Origin of the sequence: Variovorax sp., assembly GCF_965279555.1 — a bacterium.
Classification (GTDB): domain Bacteria; phylum Pseudomonadota; class Gammaproteobacteria; order Burkholderiales; family Burkholderiaceae_C; genus Variovorax.
In genome coordinates, this window is record NZ_OZ257247.1 from 3,661,177 (window position 1) to 3,681,431 (window position 20,255).

At 69.2% G+C, this 20,255-nt stretch carries 18 protein-coding genes; 12 read left to right on the forward strand and 6 right to left on the reverse strand.

From position 1 onward, the window contains the following. The first annotated feature begins 4 nt into the window (after positions 1 to 4). The 3 genes from ACQY8B_RS17330 to ACQY8B_RS17340 all read left to right on the forward strand — a co-directional run bounded on the left by ACQY8B_RS17330 (position 5) and on the right by ACQY8B_RS17340 (position 2,374). Positions 5 to 406 (forward strand): GFA family protein, encoded by a 402-nt coding sequence (locus ACQY8B_RS17330; protein WP_422087838.1) that lies wholly within the window; start codon positions 5 to 7, stop codon positions 404 to 406. Then, entirely contained in the window at positions 403 to 948 is a 546-nt protein-coding gene (locus tag ACQY8B_RS17335; RefSeq protein WP_422087839.1) for a hypothetical protein, read from the forward strand. The genes ACQY8B_RS17330 and ACQY8B_RS17335 overlap by 4 nt, the downstream gene beginning before the upstream one ends. A 169-nt stretch (positions 949 to 1,117) precedes the next feature. Beyond that, positions 1,118 to 2,374: an MFS transporter gene (locus tag ACQY8B_RS17340; protein ID WP_422087840.1), complete on the forward strand. Its 1,257-nt coding sequence runs from the start codon at positions 1,118 to 1,120 to the stop codon at positions 2,372 to 2,374. 305 nt (positions 2,375 to 2,679) lie between these two features. On the opposite strand, the gene ACQY8B_RS17345 is transcribed toward ACQY8B_RS17340, so the two are convergent. The 4 genes from ACQY8B_RS17345 to ACQY8B_RS17360 form a co-directional block, all read right to left on the reverse strand. Further along, positions 2,680 to 3,072 carry a tautomerase family protein gene (locus ACQY8B_RS17345; protein WP_422087841.1) on the reverse strand — a complete coding sequence of 131 codons (393 nt, stop codon included), beginning with the start codon at positions 3,070 to 3,072 and terminating at the stop codon, positions 2,680 to 2,682. Positions 3,073 to 3,157: 85 nt separating this feature from the next. Beyond that, positions 3,158 to 4,423 (reverse strand): AI-2E family transporter, encoded by a 1,266-nt coding sequence (locus ACQY8B_RS17350; RefSeq protein ID WP_422087842.1) that lies wholly within the window; start codon positions 4,421 to 4,423, stop codon positions 3,158 to 3,160. Further along, positions 4,420 to 5,169 carry a LytR/AlgR family response regulator transcription factor gene (locus ACQY8B_RS17355; RefSeq protein ID WP_422087843.1) on the reverse strand — a complete coding sequence of 250 codons (750 nt, stop codon included), beginning with the start codon at positions 5,167 to 5,169 and terminating at the stop codon, positions 4,420 to 4,422. Before ACQY8B_RS17355 ends, ACQY8B_RS17350 begins: the two co-directional genes overlap by 4 nt. Positions 5,170 to 5,171: 2 nt before the next feature. Next, positions 5,172 to 6,170, reverse strand: a complete 999-nt coding sequence (locus ACQY8B_RS17360) for a sensor histidine kinase (RefSeq protein ID WP_422087844.1) — start codon at positions 6,168 to 6,170, stop codon at positions 5,172 to 5,174. On the opposite strand from ACQY8B_RS17360, the gene ACQY8B_RS17365 reads away from it, so the two are divergent. The 6 genes from ACQY8B_RS17365 (at position 6,115) to ACQY8B_RS17390 (ending at position 15,236) form a co-directional block, all read left to right on the forward strand. Next, positions 6,115 to 6,270, forward strand: a complete 156-nt coding sequence (locus ACQY8B_RS17365; protein ID WP_422089198.1) for a hypothetical protein — start codon at positions 6,115 to 6,117, stop codon at positions 6,268 to 6,270. The genes ACQY8B_RS17360 and ACQY8B_RS17365 overlap by 56 nt on opposite strands. Before the next feature lie 31 nt (positions 6,271 to 6,301). Further along, complete coding sequence (gene argH, locus ACQY8B_RS17370; RefSeq protein WP_422087845.1) at positions 6,302 to 7,699, forward strand: argininosuccinate lyase; 1,398 nt, start codon at positions 6,302 to 6,304, stop codon at positions 7,697 to 7,699. A gap of 19 nt (positions 7,700 to 7,718) precedes the next feature. Then, positions 7,719 to 9,188 carry a rhomboid family intramembrane serine protease gene (locus ACQY8B_RS17375; RefSeq protein WP_422087846.1) on the forward strand — a complete coding sequence of 490 codons (1,470 nt, stop codon included), beginning with the start codon at positions 7,719 to 7,721 and terminating at the stop codon, positions 9,186 to 9,188. Between the two features lie 196 nt (positions 9,189 to 9,384). After that, entirely contained in the window at positions 9,385 to 10,626 is a 1,242-nt protein-coding gene (locus ACQY8B_RS17380; RefSeq protein ID WP_422087847.1) for an efflux RND transporter periplasmic adaptor subunit, read from the forward strand. Positions 10,627 to 10,635: 9 nt separating this feature from the next. Next, positions 10,636 to 13,806, forward strand: coding sequence for an efflux RND transporter permease subunit (locus tag ACQY8B_RS17385; RefSeq protein ID WP_422087848.1), 3,171 nt, complete (start codon positions 10,636 to 10,638; stop codon positions 13,804 to 13,806). Further along, positions 13,806 to 15,236, forward strand: a complete 1,431-nt coding sequence (locus ACQY8B_RS17390) for an efflux transporter outer membrane subunit (RefSeq protein WP_422087849.1) — start codon at positions 13,806 to 13,808, stop codon at positions 15,234 to 15,236. The genes ACQY8B_RS17385 and ACQY8B_RS17390 overlap by 1 nt, the downstream gene beginning before the upstream one ends. Positions 15,237 to 15,241: 5 nt before the next feature. Here the strand turns inward: ACQY8B_RS17390 and ACQY8B_RS17395 are convergent, their stop codons facing one another. Further along, complete coding sequence (locus ACQY8B_RS17395) at positions 15,242 to 16,549, reverse strand: tetratricopeptide repeat protein (protein WP_422087850.1); 1,308 nt, start codon at positions 16,547 to 16,549, stop codon at positions 15,242 to 15,244. Positions 16,550 to 16,755: 206 nt separating this feature from the next. Here ACQY8B_RS17395 and ACQY8B_RS17400 point away from each other — a divergent pair, with 206 nt between their 5' ends. From ACQY8B_RS17400 to ACQY8B_RS17410, 3 genes are all read left to right on the forward strand, one after another. Further along, on the forward strand, positions 16,756 to 17,331 hold the full coding sequence (locus ACQY8B_RS17400; protein ID WP_422087851.1) for an RNA polymerase sigma factor: 576 nt from the start codon (positions 16,756 to 16,758) through the stop codon (positions 17,329 to 17,331). A 31-nt stretch (positions 17,332 to 17,362) separates the two neighbouring features. Next, positions 17,363 to 18,133 (forward strand): anti-sigma factor, encoded by a 771-nt coding sequence (locus ACQY8B_RS17405; protein ID WP_422087852.1) that lies wholly within the window; start codon positions 17,363 to 17,365, stop codon positions 18,131 to 18,133. A 99-nt stretch (positions 18,134 to 18,232) separates the two neighbouring features. Then, on the forward strand, positions 18,233 to 18,964 hold the full coding sequence (locus tag ACQY8B_RS17410) for an SGNH/GDSL hydrolase family protein (protein WP_422087853.1): 732 nt from the start codon (positions 18,233 to 18,235) through the stop codon (positions 18,962 to 18,964). A 105-nt stretch (positions 18,965 to 19,069) separates the two neighbouring features. On the opposite strand, the gene opgC is transcribed toward ACQY8B_RS17410, so the two are convergent. After that, a complete protein-coding gene (gene opgC, locus ACQY8B_RS17415) occupies positions 19,070 to 20,212 on the reverse strand; it encodes an OpgC domain-containing protein (RefSeq protein ID WP_422087854.1) in 1,143 nt (380 codons plus the stop codon). Positions 20,213 to 20,255 lie beyond the last annotated feature (43 nt).

The window sequence follows — 20,255 nt, forward strand, 5'->3', positions numbered from 1 at the left end:
AGCCATGAAGGGCTCCTGCCTCTGCGGCACCGTCCGGTACGAGGCCACGCGCCTCGCCGGCCCCATCGTCCACTGCCATTGCCAGACCTGCCGCAAGGCGCACAGCGCGGCCTTCACCACCACCGCGCGCGCCGACCGCAGCGACTTCCGCTGGACCACGGGCGAAGAAGCGATCGGCTCCTTCGAATCGACGCCGGGCAAGCTGCGCCACTTCTGCACCCGCTGCGGCACGCAGCTGATCGCCGAATGGGTGGCGCAGCCGCAGGTGATATTGCGCGTGGGCTCGCTCGACGAAGACCCGGGCGAGCGGCCGTCGATGCACATCTGGACCTCGCACGAGCAACCATGGCTTGACCACGAAACCGACATTCCCTCCTACCCGGAAGCGGCGCCGCCCAAGGCATGAGCACCACCAAGATCCAGTTCCGGCGCAAGCTCATCGTCGCCATCCTGCTGTGCGTGGCCGTCGGCGGCGCGGTGGTGCGGCACTATGCGGCGCCCGGCACGACCACGCGCGACATCGCCACGCTGCTGATGGTGCTGTGGGTGCCGATCATCGGCAACGTCATTGCGTGGCTCATCGGCAAGCGGCCGCGCCGCGCGCCGAAGCCGGTGACCGATGCGCCTCCGAGCTTCGACGCGCTGGGCGCCTTCACGCCGCATGCGCTGGTCGAGCTCACCTTCCGCAAGCCGGCCATCCCATCGCAGGACGTGCCGGTGGCGCCGGGCGAATACCGCTGCGCGCTGGTGCTCGACAAGGAAGGCTTCTCGGCACGCTGGGTGGTGCCGCCCGGCGACGCGCTGGAGCGCGGGCTGCCCGCATCGCTGGCCATCGAATTCCTGTCCCCGGCCCAGGCACGGCCGCGCTTTCCCGAAGGCACGGCCTTCCGCGTGCTGATCGGCGATTCGTTCATTGCCGACGGCCGCGTGCTGCGGGCAGAGCCCTGAGGCCTGCAACAGGGTGGCGATAGCCACCAGAACCCCCTATTGTTCGCCGCAGGGAAACTGACTACTGCTGGCCGGCCCCTTTGTCGCGAAGGCGACGCCTCGCACACTCCAATGCCCTCTCACCAGCATTGGCGCGTGCGCCGCCGGTGCTTCTCCAGGACAGCATTCCATGATGAATTCACCCAGCAGCAACCCGTGCATCGACGACGTCGGCGCAGTGCCGGCGGCTCCGGCAGCGCCAGCGGTGGCGGCCACCCGCTCCGCATGGCTCGCGGTCGGCTCCATCGCGGTCGGCACCTTTGCGATGGTCTCGACGGAGTTCATGCCCATCGGTCTTCTGACCGACATCGCGCGCGGCCTCAACGTATCTGACGGCACGGCCGGCCTGATGGTCACGATGCCCGGCGTGCTGGCCGCCTTCGCCGGGCCGGCGCTGATCGTCGCCTCGGGCAAGCTCGACCGGCGCACCGTGCTGATCGCGCTCACCACTTTGCTCATCGCGTCGAACCTGCTGGCCGCGTTCGCGCCCAACTTCGCCACCATGCTGGTCGCGCGCCTGCTGCTCGGCCTGTGCGTGGGCGGCTTCTGGACCTTTGCGCCGGCCGCCGCCACGCAGCTGGTGCCGCATGCGGCGCAGGCCCGTGCCATGTCCTACGTGCTGGCCGGCGTGTCGGCCGCCACCGTGCTCGGCGTGCCGGCCGGATCGTTCCTCGGCACGCTGTTCGGCTGGCGCGCCTCTTTCGCGGTGACCGGCGCGCTCGCCACCGTGGTGCTGCTGGTGCAGCTGTGGCTGCTGCCGGCGATTCCGCCGCTGCGCGCCATCGGCGCACGCGACCTGCTCACGCCGCTCACGCGCCGCATGGCGCAGGTCGGGCTGCTCGCGGTGCTGTTCTTCATTGCCGGCCACTTCGCGGCCTACACCTACCTGAAGCCGCTGCTGCAGCAGGTGTTCGGCCTCGCGCCCAATTCGGTGTCGACGCTGCTGCTGGTCTACGGCGCGGTGGGCTTCATCGGCACCTTCCTCGGCGGCAGCCTGGTGGCCCGCAGCGTGCGCGCCACCACCCTGATGGCGGCGCTGATGCTCGCGACGGCGCTGCTGCTGTCGACGGTGATCGGCACCGGCTTCGTGCCGGGCGCGGTGGTGGTCGTGATCTGGGGCGTGGCCTTCGGCCTGATCCCGGTGGCGCTCACCGGCTGGATGATGGAAGCCGTGCCCGACGCACCCGAAGCCGGCCAGGCGCTGCTGGTGAGCGGCTTCCAGGTGGCCATTGCCTCCGGCGCGCTGATCGGCGGCGTGACGGTCGACAACCACGGCATCTCCAGCGCGATGGTGCTCAGCGGCGCCCTGGTGCTGATCGCGGCGCTGATCGTCGGCACGCTGGGCCGTGCGCGCGGCGGTGCGCCGCTGGCCGCGATTCCGGAATAACTTCTTGTGCCTGGCGGCGGCCGGGCTTGCCGGCCGCCACGATGGCATCGAGCACCACGCGCAAGGCCTTGCTCACGGGCTTGTCCCGTCGCAACGTGGCGGCGCCGCACCGGCTGGGCATCGCTTTCTCGGTGCGCTCGGTGATGGGCTTCGGCCTCGCGCCCGACTGGGGCCAGACGCGCTTCGGCATCGGCAGCACGCAGGGCTGGCTGGGTGGCGACGTGGAGCTCGGTCGGCCTGGGTGCGCTGCCGGGGCCGTGGATGATTGCGCGCTTCTCGCGGCCGCACCGCGCGCGCCTGGCCGTTCACCGAGACTCGTCTTCCGACCACTCGGGGCTGTAGCCGCCGAGCGTCGGGTGGTACATCTCGTCGCCGGAATGCTGGGTGAACTCGACGTTGAGCCGGTCTTCCCGCAGGCCCAGGATGTCGATGCAGTCGCGGCACAGCGCCTTGGCCACCTCGAGCCGCAGCTCGGCGGAGCGGCCGCGCCGGATGTCGCACATCAGCACCGACACCTCGACCGGCTCGCCATCGACCATGCGCCACACGCCGCCCTCGCCCACCTCGCGGATCGCGATGCTGATGCGGCGGATGTCGACGCTCATCATGCGGGCGCAGGTTTCGCTGAGCTGCCTGGCGAGGCGCTTCTTGTCGGCCACGGCGTGGTGGCCGTTCACGTCGAGTTGGAGGTAGGGCATGTCGGGGCTCCGTTGGCTGCCGGCGAGAAAAGGGCCGAGACACCACGGTAACCCGGCGACGCGCCGGGCGCGGGCCCGCCGCTGCCTATTCCCCCAGCAGCTCCCCAATCGGCTGCAGGTCTTCCACCCGGTCGCAGATCGCCTTGATCACCATGGTGATGGGAATGCCCAGCAGCAGCCCCCAGATGCCCCAGAGCCAGCCCCAGAAGATGACGCCCACGAACACCGCCACCGGGTTCATGCGGCTGGTGCGGCTGGTGAGCCAGGGCATCAGCAGGTTGCCGATGAGCGTGTGGATGCCCAGCGACACGCCGGCTACCACGACGCCCATCTGCAGGCTGTTGAACTGCAGGAAGGCCACCAGCCCCGCAGCCACCAGCACGATCACCGAGCCGATGTACGGAATGAGGTTGGTCACGCCCGCGATGATTCCCCAGACGGCCGCGTTCTCCACCCCTATGACCCAGAACGCCAGGCCGGTGGCCACGCCCACCACCACGCTCACCAGGATCTGCACGAGCAGGTAGCGCTCGATGTTGCGGGTGATGTCGTCCAGCACATGGACCGTGACCTTTTTCTTCTGCAGGCTCGAGCCGGTGATCTTGATGAGCTTGCGGCGGAAGGTGTCCCCCGAGCACAGCGCGAAGTAGGTGAGGAATGCCACCAGCGTGAGCTGCCCCATCGCGCTCAGCAGGCCGACGGTGCCGCTGAGCAGGTAGTCGCGCACGTTGAAGCCGGGCCGCTCGATGATGACGCGCGCCACGCCCCGGCGCGAGGCTACCTTTGCCGAGTTTTCCTCGGCGGCCTTCTCCAGCTGCGCGGCGGCGGCCTGCACGCTCTCGAGCGGCGTGGCGCTGGCGTTCTTGTCGCGCCGCATGGCCTGGCCCAGCTTCTGCGCGGCGACCGGCAGCGAATCGAGCAGCTGCGAAGCGCTGCCCGAAAGCGAATAGCCGGTCCAGCCGAGCCCGCCGAACAACCCCATGAGGATCAGCGCCGCACCGATCCAGCGCGGCAGCTTCCAGCGATGCAGCATGTCGACCAGCGGCGACAGCGCGTAGGTCAGCAGCAGGCTCAGCATCAGCGGAATGAACACGGCCTGCCCCCACTGCAGCGCGAACACACTGGCCAGCACCGCGAGCACCACCAGCGAGGCGCTGCGCACGTCGACGGGCATGTGCAGCATCAGGCGTTCGCGCTCGCGCTTGCGCGCGGTCGCGGAGGCCGGCGCTTCCGGGGACGGCGCTGCCTCCGGGGCGGGCACCGCAGCCGCGGCAAGCGCGGGCTCGGCGGCCGGAGGCTCCGGCGCGGGCTTCGGGGCCTCGCCCGCGGATGCGTCGTGCTCGGCGGTCATCGCGCTTCCTTGATCACTTCGCGCACGGCCGCCAGCTGGCGGCGCGACACCGCGACAGGCTCGGGAATGGCGTCGAGCCTCAGCGCCCAGCCCTCGGCGTCTTCGCCGTCGTCGTATTTCTCGAGCGCGCGAATGGCCGCGCGCGCCACCAGCGCGTTGCGGTGCACGCGCAGGAAGCGGTGCGGATAGCGCTCCTCGAACTCGTTGAGCGAGCCGTCCAGGATGTGGCTGCGCGTGGCGGTGCGCACCGTGAGGTACTTGTATTCGGACTTGAGGTAAAGCACTTCGGACAGCGGCACGCGCTCGGCCCGGCCGCGGTCCTGGATGAGCACGGTTTCCGGCGCGGCCTCGGCCTGCAGGGCGCGGCGCTCCTTCAGGAAGCGCTCGGCCTTCTGCAGCGCCTGCTGCAGGCGCTCGGCGCGCACGGGCTTGGTAAGGTAGTCGACCGCGTCGAGGTCGAAGGCAGTCACCGCATGGGCCGCATGCGCCGTCACGAAAACCACCGCAGGCGCGTCGGCCCGGCTGCGCAGCGCGCGTGCCACTTCGATGCCGTCGATGCCGGGCATGTGCACGTCGAGCAGCACGAGATCGAGCGCCAGCGTGGCCAGCTGCTGCTGCGCCTCGGCGCCCTGCGCGGCTTCGGCCACCACCTCGGCGCCGGGCGAGCTGCAGTCGCGCAGCAAGGTGCGCAGGCGGGAACGGGCCAGGGCTTCGTCGTCGACGATGAGTGTCTTCAGTGTGCTCATGTTCATGATTCAGCCGGGATCGCAATGCGCACCCGGTAGTTTTTCTGGTCCATGCCGGCGCTGAACTGCATCTGCATGTCGTGCAGGAGCCGCAGGCGGTCTCTCACATTGGCCAGCGCAATGCCGTGGCCGCGCGGCAGCGGCTCGTCGGCCCAGCGCAGCGGCGGCAGGCTGTTGACCACTTCGATCACCACCATGGAGCCGCGCCGCTCGGTGCGGATGCGCAGCCTGGCGCCCTCGGGGCTGGGCTCCACGCCGTGCTTGATGGCGTTCTCGACCAGCGGCTGCAGCAGCAGCGGCGGCAGCCGCGCTTTGCTGGCGGCGGCGTCCAGGTCCCAGCGGATGCGCAGCCGGTCGCCGAAGCGCACCTGCTCGATGGCCAGGTAGCGCTCGGCCAGCGCGATCTCGTCGGCCAGCGTGCACGACTCGCCCGGGTCGGCCAGCGCCTGGCGGAACAGCTCGGCCAGGTCTTCCAGCATGGTCTCGGCCTTGGCCGGCTCCTCGCGCACCAGCGCGATGGCGCTGTTGAGCGTGTTGAACAGAAAGTGCGGGCGGATGCGCGACTGCAGTTCCTCGAGCCGGGCCGTGGTGGCGGCGGGCGTCTGCCCTTGCGCGCGCAGCACCATCGCGGCCATCACCAGCCCCGCGAACAGGGCGCCGGTCAGCGCGCTGGCCAGCCAGGGCGCATTCGAAAGCACCCCGGTGAGCCGCAGCAGCCCGCAGCCATAGAGCGCCGCGACGGCACCGAGGACCCCGCCCGCCGCGTACTGCCATTGGCGCGGCAGCCGACGCAGCGGCTTCTTCAGCCCGCAGGCCGCCACCAGCCACAGCAGCGTCGCGGGCAAGGCGCCCCCGGTAACGGTGGCCGCCTGCACCAGCCACTCGGCCGGCGAGGAAACCACGAACAGCGTGGCAATGGCCACCACCGCCTCGACGAACACCACCGTGCGCAGCACCACGCCGATGCGGCAGGCGTCGAACAACGACGGCGCCCCGCGCAAGGCGTTGCGCGCCCTTTCCGACGATGGCGGGGACGTGGTTGAAGAGCTGGCCGATAAAATCGCCGGGTTGCGCATCGCAGACATCAGTTACATCGGGTGACCAACCCATTATTGCCTCCTGGACGGCTCCCATGACCCAAAACCAACTCGACAAGAAATCCGAAGCCTGGTCGGCCCTGTTCTCAGAACCGATGAGCGACCTCGTCAAGCGCTACACCTCCAGCGTCTTCTTCGACAAACGCCTGTGGCAGGCCGACATCCAGGGCTCCCTGGCCCATGCCGGCATGCTGGCCGCGCAGGGGATCATCGGCGTGCAGGACCACGCCGCGATCGAACGCGGGATGGCGCAGATTCGCGCCGAAATCGAATCCGGCGCCTTCGAGTGGAAGCTCGACCTCGAAGACGTGCACCTGAACATCGAGGCCCGCCTGACCCAGCTGGTGGGCGACGCCGGCAAGCGCCTGCACACCGGCCGCAGCCGCAACGACCAGGTCGCCACCGACGTGCGCCTGTGGCTGCGCGGCGAAATCGACCTCATCGGCGACCTGCTGGTCGACCTGCAGAAGGCACTGGTGGACATCGCCGAGAAGAACGTCGACGTGATCCTGCCGGGCTTCACCCACCTGCAGGTGGCGCAGCCGGTGAGCTTCGGCCACCACATGCTGGCCTACGTGGAAATGTTCAGCCGCGACGCCGAACGCATGGGCGAAGTGCGCAGGCGCGTCAACCGCCTGCCGCTGGGCGCCGCCGCGCTGGCCGGCACCAGCTACCCGCTGGACCGCGAACTGGTCGCCAGGACGCTGGGCATGGACGGCGTTTGCCAGAACAGCCTGGACGCGGTGAGCGACCGCGACTTCGCCATCGAATTCACCGCCGCGGCCAGCCTGTGCATGGTGCACGTGAGCCGCATGAGCGAAGAACTCATCCTGTGGATGAGCCAGAACTTCGGCTTCATCCAGATCGCCGACCGCTTCACCACCGGCTCGTCGATCATGCCGCAGAAGAAGAACCCCGACGTGCCGGAGCTGGCGCGCGGCAAGACCGGCCGCGTGGTCGGCCACCTGATGGCGCTCATCACGCTCATGAAGGGCCAGCCGCTGGCCTACAACAAGGACAACCAGGAAGACAAGGAGCCGCTGTTCGACACCGTCGACACGCTCAAGGACACCCTGCGCATCTTTGCCGAGATGATCGGCGGCATCACCGTGAAGCCCGAGGCCATGGAAGCCGCCACGCTGCGCGGCTACGCCACCGCCACCGACCTGGCCGACTACCTGGTGAAGAAGGGCCTGCCCTTCCGCGACGCGCACGAAACCGTGGCCCATGCCGTGAAGGCCGCCACCTCGCACAAGGTCGACCTTGCCGAACTGCCGCTGGCCGTGCTGCAGCAGTTCAACCCGGGCATCGAGAAGGACGTGTACGACGTGCTGAGCCTGCGCGGCTCGCTGAACGCACGCAACATCCTGGGCGGTACCGCCCCGGCGCAGGTGAAGGCGCAAGTGGCGCGCCACCGCGCCCGCCTGGGCTGAGCGCACTCCAGGCAGCACCGTGTTCTACGCCATCCCGCTCGAAAACAAACCGAGCTGGCGCAACCCGCCGTGGATGACGGTGCTGCTGATCCTCCTGAACATGATCGTGTTCTGGGGGCCGCAGCGCAGCGAGGAAAACGCGCGGGAGCGCGCCGCCGACTATTACGTCAAGAGCGTGCTGCCCGCGCTGGAGCTGCCGCCCTTCGTCGAATGGCTGGAAAAGACGGACCCCAGGCGCGGCAAGCTGGCCCGGCGCATGCTGGCGCACGAAGAGGCCTACCCGCAACTGCTCGAGGGACTGCAGGGCGACAGGCAATTCCTGCAGAAGCTGCAGGCCGACGAAGTCGTCACGCCCACCAACCCGCAATACGGTGAATGGAAGCGCGACCGCCAGCAGTACGAGGCGATGCTGCCCGCGCCTTTCACCAGGCGCTGGTCGCACGACCACGGCAAGGACGCGGAGTTCAAGCCCTGGACCTGGATCACCTCGGCCTTCCTGCACGGCAGCACCGGCCACCTGCTGGGCAACATGCTGTTCCTCTTCCTGTTCGGCTTTTCGGTCGAGCTGGCATTGGGGCGCGGCACCTACCTGAGCTTCTACCTGCTGGGCGCACTGGGCTCTTCGCTGCTGGCCGGCTGGGCCTACGCCGGCAAGGGCAGCTACGGGCTCGGAGCCTCGGGCGCCATCTCGGCGCTGATGGGCATGTACGCGGTGATGTACCGGCTCAAGCGCATCCGCTTTTTCTACCAGCTGTTCTTCTATTTCAACTACGTCACCGCACCGGCCCTGCTGCTGCTGCCGGCATGGATCGTCAACGAGCTGATGCAGCACTGGCTCGGCGGCCAGGGCATTGCCTACATGGCCCACCTGGGGGGCCTGCTGAGCGGCGCCGCGCTGATGGCCGGCGCGCTGCTGCTGCGCCGCGTGAAGGCACCCGAAGCGGTATCCGCCCCCGAGCCCGACCGCTTTGACGAGCACGTGGCCGCCGCGCAGAAATACGGCGCCGCGATGAACTTCGACCGCGCCTGCGCCGAGTGGCGCGCCGCCGCCGCCCTGCGCCCCACCGACGCCGGCACGCTGCGCGCCTGGTTCAACACGGCGCGGCTGCAGCCCGCGAGCGACGACTTCCACCATGCCGCGCGCCGCATCTTCCGCCTGCCCGCCACCGACCCGGCAACGCTCGCGCTGCAGCACGCCAGCTACAAGACCTACCTCGACCAGGCCAGGCCCGGCGCGCGCCTGAAGCCCGACGACATGGCGCGGCTCGCGCGCCGCTTCGCGCGCATCCGCGAGTTCGGCGATGCCGACAAGCTCTGCCGCATCCTGCTGAAGACAGCGCCCGACCATGCCGAACTGCCCGACACGCTCTCGGCCTGCGCCAACGGCCTGCTGCACGCGGGCGAGCGCGACCGTGCCGTGAGCCTGCTGCCCGACCTGCTGCGCCTCGCGCCCAACGACATGGTGACGCGCGCCCTGCAGCGCGCCTGACCGCGGCACGGCGGCGGCTCCGGCCGTCACCTCGCGCCCTGTCTCGGGGCTGTCACGCAATCTCCAGCCGTGGCACTGCAATTGCAGTAAACCGCGTGTAAAGCCGCCCTCCGCCCCCGATGCCTCGTTGAACTTGAGCGCGCTCGGCTGCTCCATCCGGAGGCCCCCCGATTTCCCTACCTCCAGAACCTGTCTGATGCCTGACCCAACCCACTCCCGCTTCGCCCTGCTGTTCACGGCCATGGCCATCGCCGCGCTCGCAGGTTGCTCGCGCACCAGCGTGGAAACATCCGGTACATCGAAAGCAGTCGCCGCACCGGAAAAGGAAGTCGGCACCGTCACCCTGAAGCACGAGACGCTGGCGCAGAGCACCGAGTTGCCCGGCCGCACCGCCGCGCCGGTCATCGCCGAGATCCGCCCGCAGGTCGGCGGCATCCTCAAGGAGCGGCTCTTCACCGAAGGCTCGCAGGTCAAGGCCGGCCAGGTGCTCTACCAGCTCGACCCGGCACCGCTGCAGGCGGCACACGCCAGCGCGCAGGCCGGCGTGCGCAAGGCCGAGTCGGCCCTGGCCACCGCGCGCACGGTGGCGCGCCGCAATGCCGAACTGGTGAAGATCGACGCCATCAGCCGCCAGGTGTTCGACGAATCGCAGGCCACCGAGCAACAGGCCGAAGCCGACCTAGGCGTGGCCCGCGCCGCCGAGCAGACCGCGCGCATCCAGCTCGGCTACACGCGCATCACTTCGCCGATCGCCGGCTGGGCCGAGCTGTCGACGGTCACGCCCGGCGCGCTGGTCACGGCCAACCAGACAGCGGTGCTGACGACGGTGCAGCAGCTCGACCCCATTCATGTGCATGTCACGCAGTCCAGCCGCGAGCTGCTGCGGCTGAAGCGCGAACTCGCCAGCGGCCGCCTGCAGCGCGCGAGCGACGCCGAAGCCCGCATACAGCTGGTGCTGGAAGACGGCAGCAAGTACCCGCATGCCGGCCGCCTCACCTTCAGCGGCGTGACGGTCGATGCCGGCACCGGCAGCGTCACGCTGCGCGCGGTGGTGCCCAACCCCGACAAGCTGCTGATGCCCGGCATGTACGTGCGCGCCGTGCTGCAGGAAGGCACCGATGCCACCGCGCTGCTGGTGCCCCAGCAGGCGGTGACGCGCGCGCCCGACGGCAGCGCATCGGCACTGGTGGTGGATGCGGAGAACAAGGTCGCCAAGCGCCCCATCCAGGTCGGCCGCGCGGTCGGCACGCGCTGGCAGGTGCTCGAAGGCCTGGCCGCGGGCGACCGCGTGATGACCGAAGGCGCGCAGCGGGTGAAGGTGGGCGACAAGGTGAAGGTGGTCGACCTAGGCGCCAAGGCCGCCAGCCCGGCATCAGGCCCCGTGGCCAGTGTGCAGCCCGACGCCGCCGACGCGGCATCCGGCCCCGTGGCGCGCTGAGGTCCGGGCATGGCTCAGTTTTTCATCGACCGGCCCATCTTCGCGTGGGTGCTTTCCATCGTCGTCATGCTCGCGGGCCTGATGGCCATCCGCACGTTGCCACTGGAGCAGTACCCCGACATCGCGCCGCCGCGCGTGTCCATCAACGCCACCTACACCGGCGCCTCGGCCAAGACGGTCGAAGACTCGGTCACGCAGGTCATCGAGCAGCAGATGAAGGGCCTGGACAACCTGCTCTACATGCAGGCGACCAGCAACTCGTCGGGCGTGGCGCGGCTGTCGCTCACCTTCGACGCCGGCACCAACATCGACGTGGCGCAGATGCAGGTGCAGAACAAGCTGCAGCAGGCCATGTCGCGCCTGCCGCAGCAGGTGCAAAGCCGCGGCGTCACCGTCACCAAGGGCGGCAACGACTTCCTGATGATCGTGTCGATGTACTCCGGCGACGGCAGCGCATCGGCGGTGGACGTGGGCGACTACATCTCCAGCAACCTGGTGGACGTGATCAGCCGCATCGACGGCGTGGGCGAGGTGCAGACGCTGGGCACCGGCTACGCCATGCGCCTGTGGCTCGACCCCGACAAGCTGCGCAAGTACGCGCTCATTCCCTCCGACGTGAGCGCGGCCATCACCGCGCAGAACGCACAGGTCTCGGCCGGCCAGCTGGGTGCCCTGCCCGCGGCCGCCGGCCAGCAGCTCAACGCCACCATCACCGCGCGCAGCAAGCTGCAGACCGCCGAGCAGTTCGAGAACGTGGTGCTGCGCTCCACGCCCGACGGCGCCGTGGTGCGCCTGAAAGACGTGGCGCGCGTGGAGCTGGGCGCCGAGAACCTCACCGTGCGCTCGCAGCTCGGCGGCCGCCCCGGCGCGGGCCTGGGCGTGGTGCTGGCCGACGGCGCCAACGCGGTGCAGGTGGCCGAGGCGGTGAAGGCCAGGATCGAGGAGCTCAAGCCGCTCTTCCCCAACCAGCTGCAGACCTTCGTGAGCTACGACACCACGCCCTTCGTGAGCGCCTCCATCGACGAGGTGGTCAAGGCGCTGCTCGAGGCCATGCTGCTGGTGGTGCTGGTGATGTACGTGTTCCTGCAGAACATGCGCGCCACGCTCATTCCGGCCATCGCGGTGCCGGTGGTGCTGCTGGGCACCTTCGGCGTGCTGTCGCTGGCGGGCTACTCGATCAACACGCTCACCATGTTCGGCATGGTGCTGGCCATCGGCCTGCTGGTGGACGACGCCATCGTGGTGGTGGAGAACGTCGAGCGCGTCATGCACGAGGAAGGCCTCTCGCCCAAGGAGGCCACGCGCAAGTCGATGGCCGAGATCACGCCGGCGCTGGTGGGCATTGCGCTGGTGCTGTCGGCGGTGTTCATTCCGATGGCCTTCTTCGGCGGCTCGACCGGCGTCATCTACCGGCAGTTCTCGATCACCATCGTCTCGGCGATGGCGCTGTCGGTGTTCGTGGCGCTCACGCTCACGCCGGCGCTGTGCGCCACCTTGCTCAAGCCGGTCCACAAGGGCGAACGCGCGGTGGCGCGCCGCGGGCTGCTGGGGCGGCTTGACCGCTTCTTCGCGGCCTTCAACCGCGGCTTCGACAAGAGCGCGAATCGCTACGAACGCATCGTCGGCGGCATCGTGCGGCGCGGCAAGCGCAGCCTGGTGGTGTACCTGCTGATCGCGGGCGTGATGGCGCTGCTGTTCATGCGCCTGCCCACTTCGTTCCTGCCAGACGAAGACCAGGCCTTCCTGCAGGTGCAGGTGACCCTGCCGCCGGGCGCATCGAACGCGCGGCTGCAGCCGGTGGTCGAACAGGTGCAGCAGTACTTCGGCAAGCAGGCCGAGGTGCTGAGCGTGAACGTCATCACCGGGCAGAACGGCGACCAGAGTTCGGCGCGCGCCTTCGTCAAGCTCAAGGACTGGTCCGAGCGCACCGGCGCGGGCCAGTCGGCGGCCGAGCTGGCGCGGCGCGCCAACAAGGACCTGTCGACGGTGCGCGATGCGCGCGTCTTCGTGCTGCTGCCGCCGGCGGTGCGCGGGCTGGGTGCCAACGCGGGCTTCAACTTCCACCTGAAGGACATCAACGGCCTGGGCCACGATGCGCTGGTGAAGGCGCGCGACCAGGCCATCGAGCTGCTGGGCCAGCGGCCCGAAGTGGCCAACGTGCGCAGCAACAACCTCGACGACACGCCCGAGTTCGCGGTGGACATCGACGACGCGCGCGCCGGCGCGCTGAGCCTGGCCACGTCGGACATCGACAGCACGCTGTCGAGCGCCATGGGCGGCACCTACATCAACGACTTCCTCGACAAGGGCCGCGTCAAGCGCGTCTACATGCAGGGCGACACCGACTTCCGCATGCTGCCCGCCGACATCGACCGCTGGAGCGTGCGCAACAGCCTGGGCCAGATGGTGCCGTTCCCGTCGTTCTCCAGCTCGCGCTGGAGCTACGGCTCGCCGCAACTGCAGCGCTACAACGGCAGCCCGAGCTACGAGTTCGTGGGCGACGCCGCGCCCGGCGTGAGTTCGGGCGACGCCATGGCCGCGGTGGACGCGGTGATGAAGCAGATGCCGCCCGGCATCGGCTACGAATGGACCGGCGCGTCGCTGCAGGAGCGGCTTTCGGGCGCGCAGGCGCCGCTGCTCTACGCCATTTCGATCTTGTTCGTGTTCCTGTGCCTGGCCGCGCTGTACGAGAGCTGGTCGGTGCCGTTCTCGGTGATCCTGGTGGTGCCGCTGGGCATCGTGGGGGCGCTGCTGTTCACCAGCTTCCGGGGGCTGAGCAACGACGTGTACTTCCAGGTCGGCCTGCTGACCACGGTGGGTCTGTCGTCGAAGAACGCGATCCTGATCGTGGAGTTCGCCAAGCAGTTGCAGGAACAGGGCAAGGGCGTGATCGAGGCGACGCTGCAGGCGGTACGCCTGCGGCTGCGGCCCATCCTCATGACATCGCTGGCCTTCGGCTTCGGTGTGCTGCCGCTGGCCATCGGCACCGGCGCGGGCGCGGGTGGCCGCCAGTCGATCGGCACCGCAGTGCTGGGCGGCATGGTGGTGGGCACCGCGCTGGGCATCTTCTTCGTGCCGCTGTTCTTCGCGTTGATTCGCGGCTGGCTGGAGGGACGGCGCAAGGCGAAGCCCGCGCGGGAAACCGTTGCCGGCACGACGGCGGAACAGGGAGGCCACTGATGAAGCGCGCACTCCCCCTTCGCTCGCTGGCCCTGTCGGCCATGGCCTCGGCCGTGCTCGCGGGCTGCGTCAACCTGGCGCCCGAATACAAGGCGCCCGCATCGCCGGTGCCGCAGGCGCTGCCCTCTTCCGGCGTCGAGGCGCCAACGCCGATCGACGTGGGCTGGCGCAACTTCTTCGTCGAGCCCCGGCTGCGCGGCACGATCGAGCTTGCGCTCGCCAACAACCGCGACCTGCGCGTGGCGGCGCTCAACATCGAGCGCGCGCGGGCGCAGTACGGCATTGCGCGCGCCGGTCTGTTCCCCACTGTGGAAGCCGGCGCGGGCGGCAGCCGCTCGCGTACGCCGGGCAGCCTGTCCACCAGCGGAGAAGCGCGCATCAGCTCGCAGTACAGCGCCGACCTCGGCCTCACGAGCTACGAGATCGATTTGTTCGGCCGCGTGCGCAACCTCGGCGAATCGGCGCTGCAGAGCTACTTCCAGATCGAGGAAACACGGCGCAGCACGCAGATCAGCCTTATTGCATCGGTCGCGACCGCGTGGCTGCAATTGGCGGCCGACGAGCAGCGCCTGCTGCTAGCGCGCAACACGCTGGAGAGCCAGCGCAAATCTTTCGACCTGGTCCAGCGCAGCCACCGGCTCGGCGCGCAGTCGGGCCTGGCGCTCGCGCAGGCGCAGAGCACGGTGGATGCCGCGCGTGCCGACGCGGCGGCGTTCGACAGCCAGGTCGAGCAGGACCGCAATGCGCTCGCACTGCTGGTTGGTGCGATGCCGCCGGCCGAGTTGCTGCCTGCAGCGCCCGCTTCGGACACCGCGGCACCGGCCACCGCCGCACAGCTGCTGGTTCCGCCGCCGGACCTGCCCTCGAGCGTGCTGCACCGGCGCCCCGACGTACGCGCCGCCGAGCACGCCTTGCGCGCGAGCAATGCCGACATCGGTGCCGCGCGCGCGGCGTTCTTCCCGCGCATCGCGCTCACCGCGTCGGCGGGCACGGCGAGCAGCACGCTGTCGGGCCTGTTCACGGGCGGCAGCAAGGCCTGGAGCTTCGCGCCCTCGATCAGCGTGCCGATCTTCGACGGCGGCGCCAACCGCGCCAACCTGCGCGTGGCCGAGGCGCAGCAGAAGATCCAGATCGCCACCTACGAAAAGGCAGTGCAGACCGCCTTCCGCGAAGTGGCCGACGCATTGGCCGAGCGGCGCACGCTGGCTGAGCGGCTCGACGCGCAGCGCTCGCTGCTGGGCGCCACCTCGCGCAGCTTCGAGCTGTCGCAGTCCCTGTTCAGGAGCGGCGCCAGCAGCTACCTCGACGTGCTCGATGCCCAGCGTGCCTACTACGCGGCGCAGCAGACGCTGATCGGCCTGCAGCTCACGGAGCAGACCAACCGGCTGACGATCTACAAGACGCTCGGCGGCGGCTGGGAAGAGAGTTAGGCGAGTCAGGCAGCCGGCGTGGGCCGCAGCAGCCAGCGCACTTCCTGCGTCTGCTCGCTGTTCGGGTAGCGCGCCTCCATCGTCGTGAGGATGGGCCGGGCCATGTCGGCGCGGCCCAGGCCCTGCACCAGCGCGCGCGCCGCCAGTTCATAAGCCTGCGGGATCGCCTCGTGGCCGCGGAAACGCTTGTCGAAACCCGACAGCAGCGCCAGCGTGGCGTGCGCGTCGCCGTTCCGCCATTCGGCCCGCGCCATCGCGATCACCATGGCAGGGTCGTCGAGCGAAAAGGTCTTTTCGCGCTCGCGGCAGGCCTTGAAGACCTTGAGCGCCTCGGAGGCGAGGTCGCGCCGCATCAGCAGTGGAATGAAGCGCCGCGCCTGGTCGAGCATGGTGTCCTTCTTCTCCGGCATCATGGCCAGCACGCGGTGGTAGCGGCGCTGTGCAGAGAGGTCGTCCGACGCGGCAGTGCGCTGCGCTTCGTAGGCGGTGCCCAGCGCGGTGACCAGGTCGCCCTCGGTGATCAGCTGCGCCACCTCGGCGTCGGTGCGCTGCGCGGCGATCTGCTCCGGGGTGCGGCGGTCCGCCGGGGCTCCGCCGTCGAGCTCGCTGCCCGGCGCGGCATCGAAGCCGAAGGCGTCGTGGTGCTGGAACATCACGTAGCCCAGCAGGCTCGCCATGACCCAGCCGAAGTAGATGAATGCGAAGTTGGCGATCGGCAGCACGATGCGCCCGTCGAACATGGGCAGCACCAGTGCCAGCGCCACCTGCGCGCCCGAACTCAGCAGGAACAGGAAGAAGCACAGCAGCGCATACGGCCAGCCGATGATGCGCATCGCGTCCATCACGTGGCCGGGGTTCATGGCCTGGAAGAAGCTGCCGGACTGCACCAGCACGATCACCGCCGCCGGAAAGGTGAAGGACATGACGAACAGCCCCACCGTGCCGAGGATCGGCGCGTACCAGCCGAGCCAGCCGATCAGGAAGGCCTGCACCAGCGTGATGGCGAACAGCTTCCACGGCAGGTAGGTCCACTCGTCGCTCGAGTCGCGCCCGAAGTCGGCCGAATCGCGGATGCCGCGCGCACCCAGCGCGATGATCTTGAAGCTGTAGCGGCTGGCCGCCAGCATGATGCCGATCTCGATGATGACCAGCGCCAGCGCGTCGGGCAGGAAGAACACGCCCTCGAACAGCAGGCTGCAGAAAGACAGCAGCAGGCCGTAGGCCAGCGGCCGCAGCTGGAAGGGAAAGGCGAAGAAGCTGTTGAGGCGGTGCCAGAACGGCGGAGGCGGCGGCAACACATCTCGGATGATCATGGCTGTGTCTATTTGAAGAAGTCGCTCTGGCTCATGGCGCCGCCCGCGGCTCCCCTGTTTTCGCGGCAGTATACGGTCACACAAGCACACAAAAGTTTCGACTGCTTGCTTTCATGCGCCTGACACGCGGACGGCCTCTTGTCTGAATCCGACCCGGGGAGACGCCCGTATATCAGGCATGCGCCCCCATGCCCGACAATCCGTCGATGACAGTACCCAGCCCCGACGCCGAACTGATGGCGCTGATCGACCGGATCGGCCATCGCGACGAAGCCGCACTGCGCCTGCTCTACGACCGGACCTCGCCCAAGCTCATGGGCCTGGCGATGCGCGTCGTACGGCAACGCGAGTGGGCCGAGGACGTTCTCCAGGAAGCCTTTCTGACTGTCTGGCGAGTCGCGAGCGACTATCGCTCCTCGCTCAGTCCGCCGCTGGCATGGCTGGGCCTGATCGTTCGCAGCCGGGCGCTCGACCTGTTGCGCCGGCGCACCGCCGACCGCGCCCAGCTGACCCAGGAATTCGACGAGCTGATGGCCGACACCCTCGAATCGGATGCCCCCAACCCGGCGGATACCGCCGATGCCAGCGAGCAGGCGTGGGCGCTGCACCAGTGCCTCAGCCAGCTCGAGGGCCGGCAGCGCGAGGTGGTCAGCCTGGCCTACCTGCGCGAAATGAGCCACGGCGAACTGGCCGACCAGCTCAAGCTGCCGCTGGGCACGGTCAAGACATGGATTCGGCGCGGGCTGGAGAAACTGCGCGTCTGCATGGGGCGCTTTGCATGAAAGCGATGACGACGACGAAGGCGGTCCTCCTATGAATCTCATCGCACATCCCGAACTGCTCGAGCTGCTGGCCGCGAGCCACGCCCTCGGCACCCTGCGCGGAGGCGCCCGCCGCCGCTTCGAGTCCCTGGCCCGCGAGCAGGCGCCGGTGCGCGCCGCGGCGCTGGTCTGGCAAGGCCGGCTCGCCAGCATGACCGAGCTGCAGCCCTCCGTCACGCCCGACCCCGCGGTGTGGACCCGTATCCGCAACATGATCGACGCCGAGCAGGCAAAGATCGCCATCGGACGCCAGCGCGACGCCGCCAATGCACGCGACGCCGACAAATCCCGGCAGCCGCAACAGGGCGGCTGGCTGCGCAGCCTCACGCTCTGGCGCGGCGCCACGGCGGCCGGCGCGCTGGCCACCGTGCTGGCCGTGACGGTCGGCCTCAACCTGCGCGACCAGCTGCACAACGCCCCCGCGGTGCAGTACGTGGCCGTGCTGAACGACGACAAGGACGCGGCCTCGATGCTCGTGACCTTCGACCCCAGGAAGAAGCAGCTGGTGCTGCAGCGCGTGGGTGGCTTCAACGAGGGCAACGACAAGTCGCTGCAGCTCTGGGCGCTGCCGCCGGGCGGCGCGCCACGCTCGCTGGGCGTGCTCGACAACGCGCCGGGCCTTCGCCTTGCCGCATCGGAGTCCGACGTGCATGCCGTGCCCACGCTGGCTATCACGCTGGAAGCCAAGGGCGGCGTGCCGCCGGGCAGCGGACCGAAGGGACCGGTCGTGTTCAAGGGCGCGCTGATCGAGAAAACCATCTAGGCCGGGCGGCTTGCCTGTCAACGGCCACGGGCCCTGGGGCGTCGTGGTAGAAAACCCCGCCCGCCCTTCGTACTTCTTCCCGTCCTTCCGATGCCTTCGATGAAAACCGCGCTCGCCGCGGTCGCCCTGCTGACGGCGGCGCTCGCCGCCCAGGCCCAGCCCGCTTTCTTCCCCCAGGAGTCCGAGACGGCCGCGGCCGAGGCCGCTTCCGCGCGCGACTACCTGGCCGCCAAGGAGCGCTGGCACAACGAGCTCGCGGCCTTCGCGCGCGCCGACCAGGAGCGCTTTCCCGCCCCCGGCGGCGTGGTGTTCGTCGGCAGCTCCACGGTGCGCATGTGGACCCGCCTCGCGCAAGATTTCGCCCGCGTGCCCGGCGGCGTCGTGAATCGCGGCTTCGGCGGTTCCACGCTGAACGACTGCAGCCTGTTCGCACGCGACCTCGTGGTGCGCTACAAGCCCCGCCAGGTGGTGGTCTACGCCGGCGACAACGACTTGGCCGAGGGCCGCACCCCGCTGCAGGTGCTCGACAGCTTCGCGCGCTTTGCCAACGCGGTGCGCGCCGAGCTGCCCGATACGCGCATCAGCTTCGTCTCGGTCAAGCCCAGCCCCTCGCGCGAACAGCTGCTGCCGCAGATCCGCGAGACCAACCACGTGATCTCGGCCTACCTCAACCTGCTGCCCAACAGCGAGTTCATCGACATCTACACCCCCATGCTCGGCGCTGATGGCCGCCCGCGCATGGAGCTGTTCCGAGGCGACAAGCTGCACATGACGGACGAGGGCTACCGGCTGTGGCACTCGGTGATAGCGCCGCACCTGCCGAATCCTTGACTCGCCCCCAGGCTCCGCGCACTTCGTGTCGCTTCGCCAACCCCCTGCCGGGGGCAACACCGGTAGCCCGGCAAAGCCGGTTCCACGGTGTTTCTCTAAAAGACCTCAGGCCCGTTCCGGCTCCGTCGGCACGTCGTCGGCCGGCGGCGGCACGTCGGCCCCTCGCGTGAAGCGCGCCACGAAGTACATCCCCGAGAACACCGCCAGCAGCAGCAGGCCGTCGCCCCACCAGGGCCGCGCGGTCTGGCTGTCGCCGTAGAAGGCCAGCACCAGCAGCACCGCCACGAGGTGCGCGCAGAACACCGGCAGCGACGCCGAGCCCATCGCTTCCAGCCAGTGCAGCCGCGGTATGCGACGCATGAGCCACGGTCCGAAGCGCACCGCCAGGATGCCCAGCGCCACCAGGTTCACCAGCCGCAGCGGGCCGAGCTGCCATTTGTCGAACAGCAGGTTCAGCTCGACGTCGCCGCCGAACGGCGCCTGCCCGTTGATGCCGTGGTGGCGCCAGTACAGGCCGTAAAGCGCAATGCCCGCCGCCAGCAGCAGCACCCACACCGGAAAGTTCAAGGGCTTCGCGCCCGGCCCGTTGCGGGTAGCGCCGATGCACAGGCCGGCGAACCACAGGAACTGCCACGCGTAGGTGTTGAACGCGCCCATCTCATGGAACGGCACCGGCACGCCGAGGTAATGCACGGCCAGCCCGTACACCCATTCGCTGAGGCCGAACTGCGCCGCGGCCCACACGGTCGCGCTCACCGCCATCACCCATGACCAGCCGTGGCGCATGGCAAAAGCCAGCACCCAAGGGCTCATGAGCATGAAAAAGATGTACATCGGCAGGATGTCGAGCAACGCCGGCTCGTAGATCAGCAGCAGCCCGTACAGGAAGCCGTCGCGCGGCTCGGCCAGGTAGTAAGACACCAGGTTCTTCACCGCCGGCTGGTCGATGTGCAGGCCGAGCGCCGCGATCACGGTGAAAAGGAACAGCAGGATCGCCGCCTGGCACAGGTAGACCTTGAGCACGCGGCGCCAGAAGGCCTGGCGCATCGAGTCCACGCCGCGCGCATAGCCGATGCGGCTGTACACCAGCCCGGCCACGAAAGCCGACAGCAGAACGAAGCCCTCGGCGGCGGAAACGAAACCAAAAGGCTGACCCAGCGGGTCGGTCAGTCGCGTGGGGAGGTGGGTGACGGTCATGAGCACGAGCATCAGCCCGCGCAAGGCGTCTATTTCCCAGTAGCGTTTCATCGGTCGGCGGCGAGGTCTTGGTGGCGGTCCGCGCGGCGCACGC

Coding starts and splice junctions, on each gene's coding strand:
- ACQY8B_RS17330 (WP_422087838.1), top strand. CDS start 5: ATGAAGGGCTCCTGCCTCTGCGGCACCGTCCGGTACGAGGCCACGCGC.
- ACQY8B_RS17335 (WP_422087839.1), top strand. CDS start 403: ATGAGCACCACCAAGATCCAGTTCCGGCGCAAGCTCATCGTCGCCATC.
- ACQY8B_RS17340 (WP_422087840.1), top strand. CDS start 1,118: ATGATGAATTCACCCAGCAGCAACCCGTGCATCGACGACGTCGGCGCA.
- ACQY8B_RS17345 (WP_422087841.1), bottom strand. CDS start 3,072: ATGCCCTACCTCCAACTCGACGTGAACGGCCACCACGCCGTGGCCGAC.
- ACQY8B_RS17350 (WP_422087842.1), bottom strand. CDS start 4,423: ATGACCGCCGAGCACGACGCATCCGCGGGCGAGGCCCCGAAGCCCGCG.
- ACQY8B_RS17355 (WP_422087843.1), bottom strand. CDS start 5,169: ATGAGCACACTGAAGACACTCATCGTCGACGACGAAGCCCTGGCCCGT.
- argH (WP_422087845.1), top strand. CDS start 6,302: ATGACCCAAAACCAACTCGACAAGAAATCCGAAGCCTGGTCGGCCCTG.
- ACQY8B_RS17380 (WP_422087847.1), top strand. CDS start 9,385: ATGCCTGACCCAACCCACTCCCGCTTCGCCCTGCTGTTCACGGCCATG.
- ACQY8B_RS17385 (WP_422087848.1), top strand. CDS start 10,636: ATGGCTCAGTTTTTCATCGACCGGCCCATCTTCGCGTGGGTGCTTTCC.
- ACQY8B_RS17390 (WP_422087849.1), top strand. CDS start 13,806: ATGAAGCGCGCACTCCCCCTTCGCTCGCTGGCCCTGTCGGCCATGGCC.
- ACQY8B_RS17395 (WP_422087850.1), bottom strand. CDS start 16,549: ATGATCATCCGAGATGTGTTGCCGCCGCCTCCGCCGTTCTGGCACCGC.
- ACQY8B_RS17400 (WP_422087851.1), top strand. CDS start 16,756: ATGACAGTACCCAGCCCCGACGCCGAACTGATGGCGCTGATCGACCGG.
- ACQY8B_RS17405 (WP_422087852.1), top strand. CDS start 17,363: ATGAATCTCATCGCACATCCCGAACTGCTCGAGCTGCTGGCCGCGAGC.
- ACQY8B_RS17410 (WP_422087853.1), top strand. CDS start 18,233: ATGAAAACCGCGCTCGCCGCGGTCGCCCTGCTGACGGCGGCGCTCGCC.
- opgC (WP_422087854.1), bottom strand. CDS start 20,212: ATGAAACGCTACTGGGAAATAGACGCCTTGCGCGGGCTGATGCTCGTG.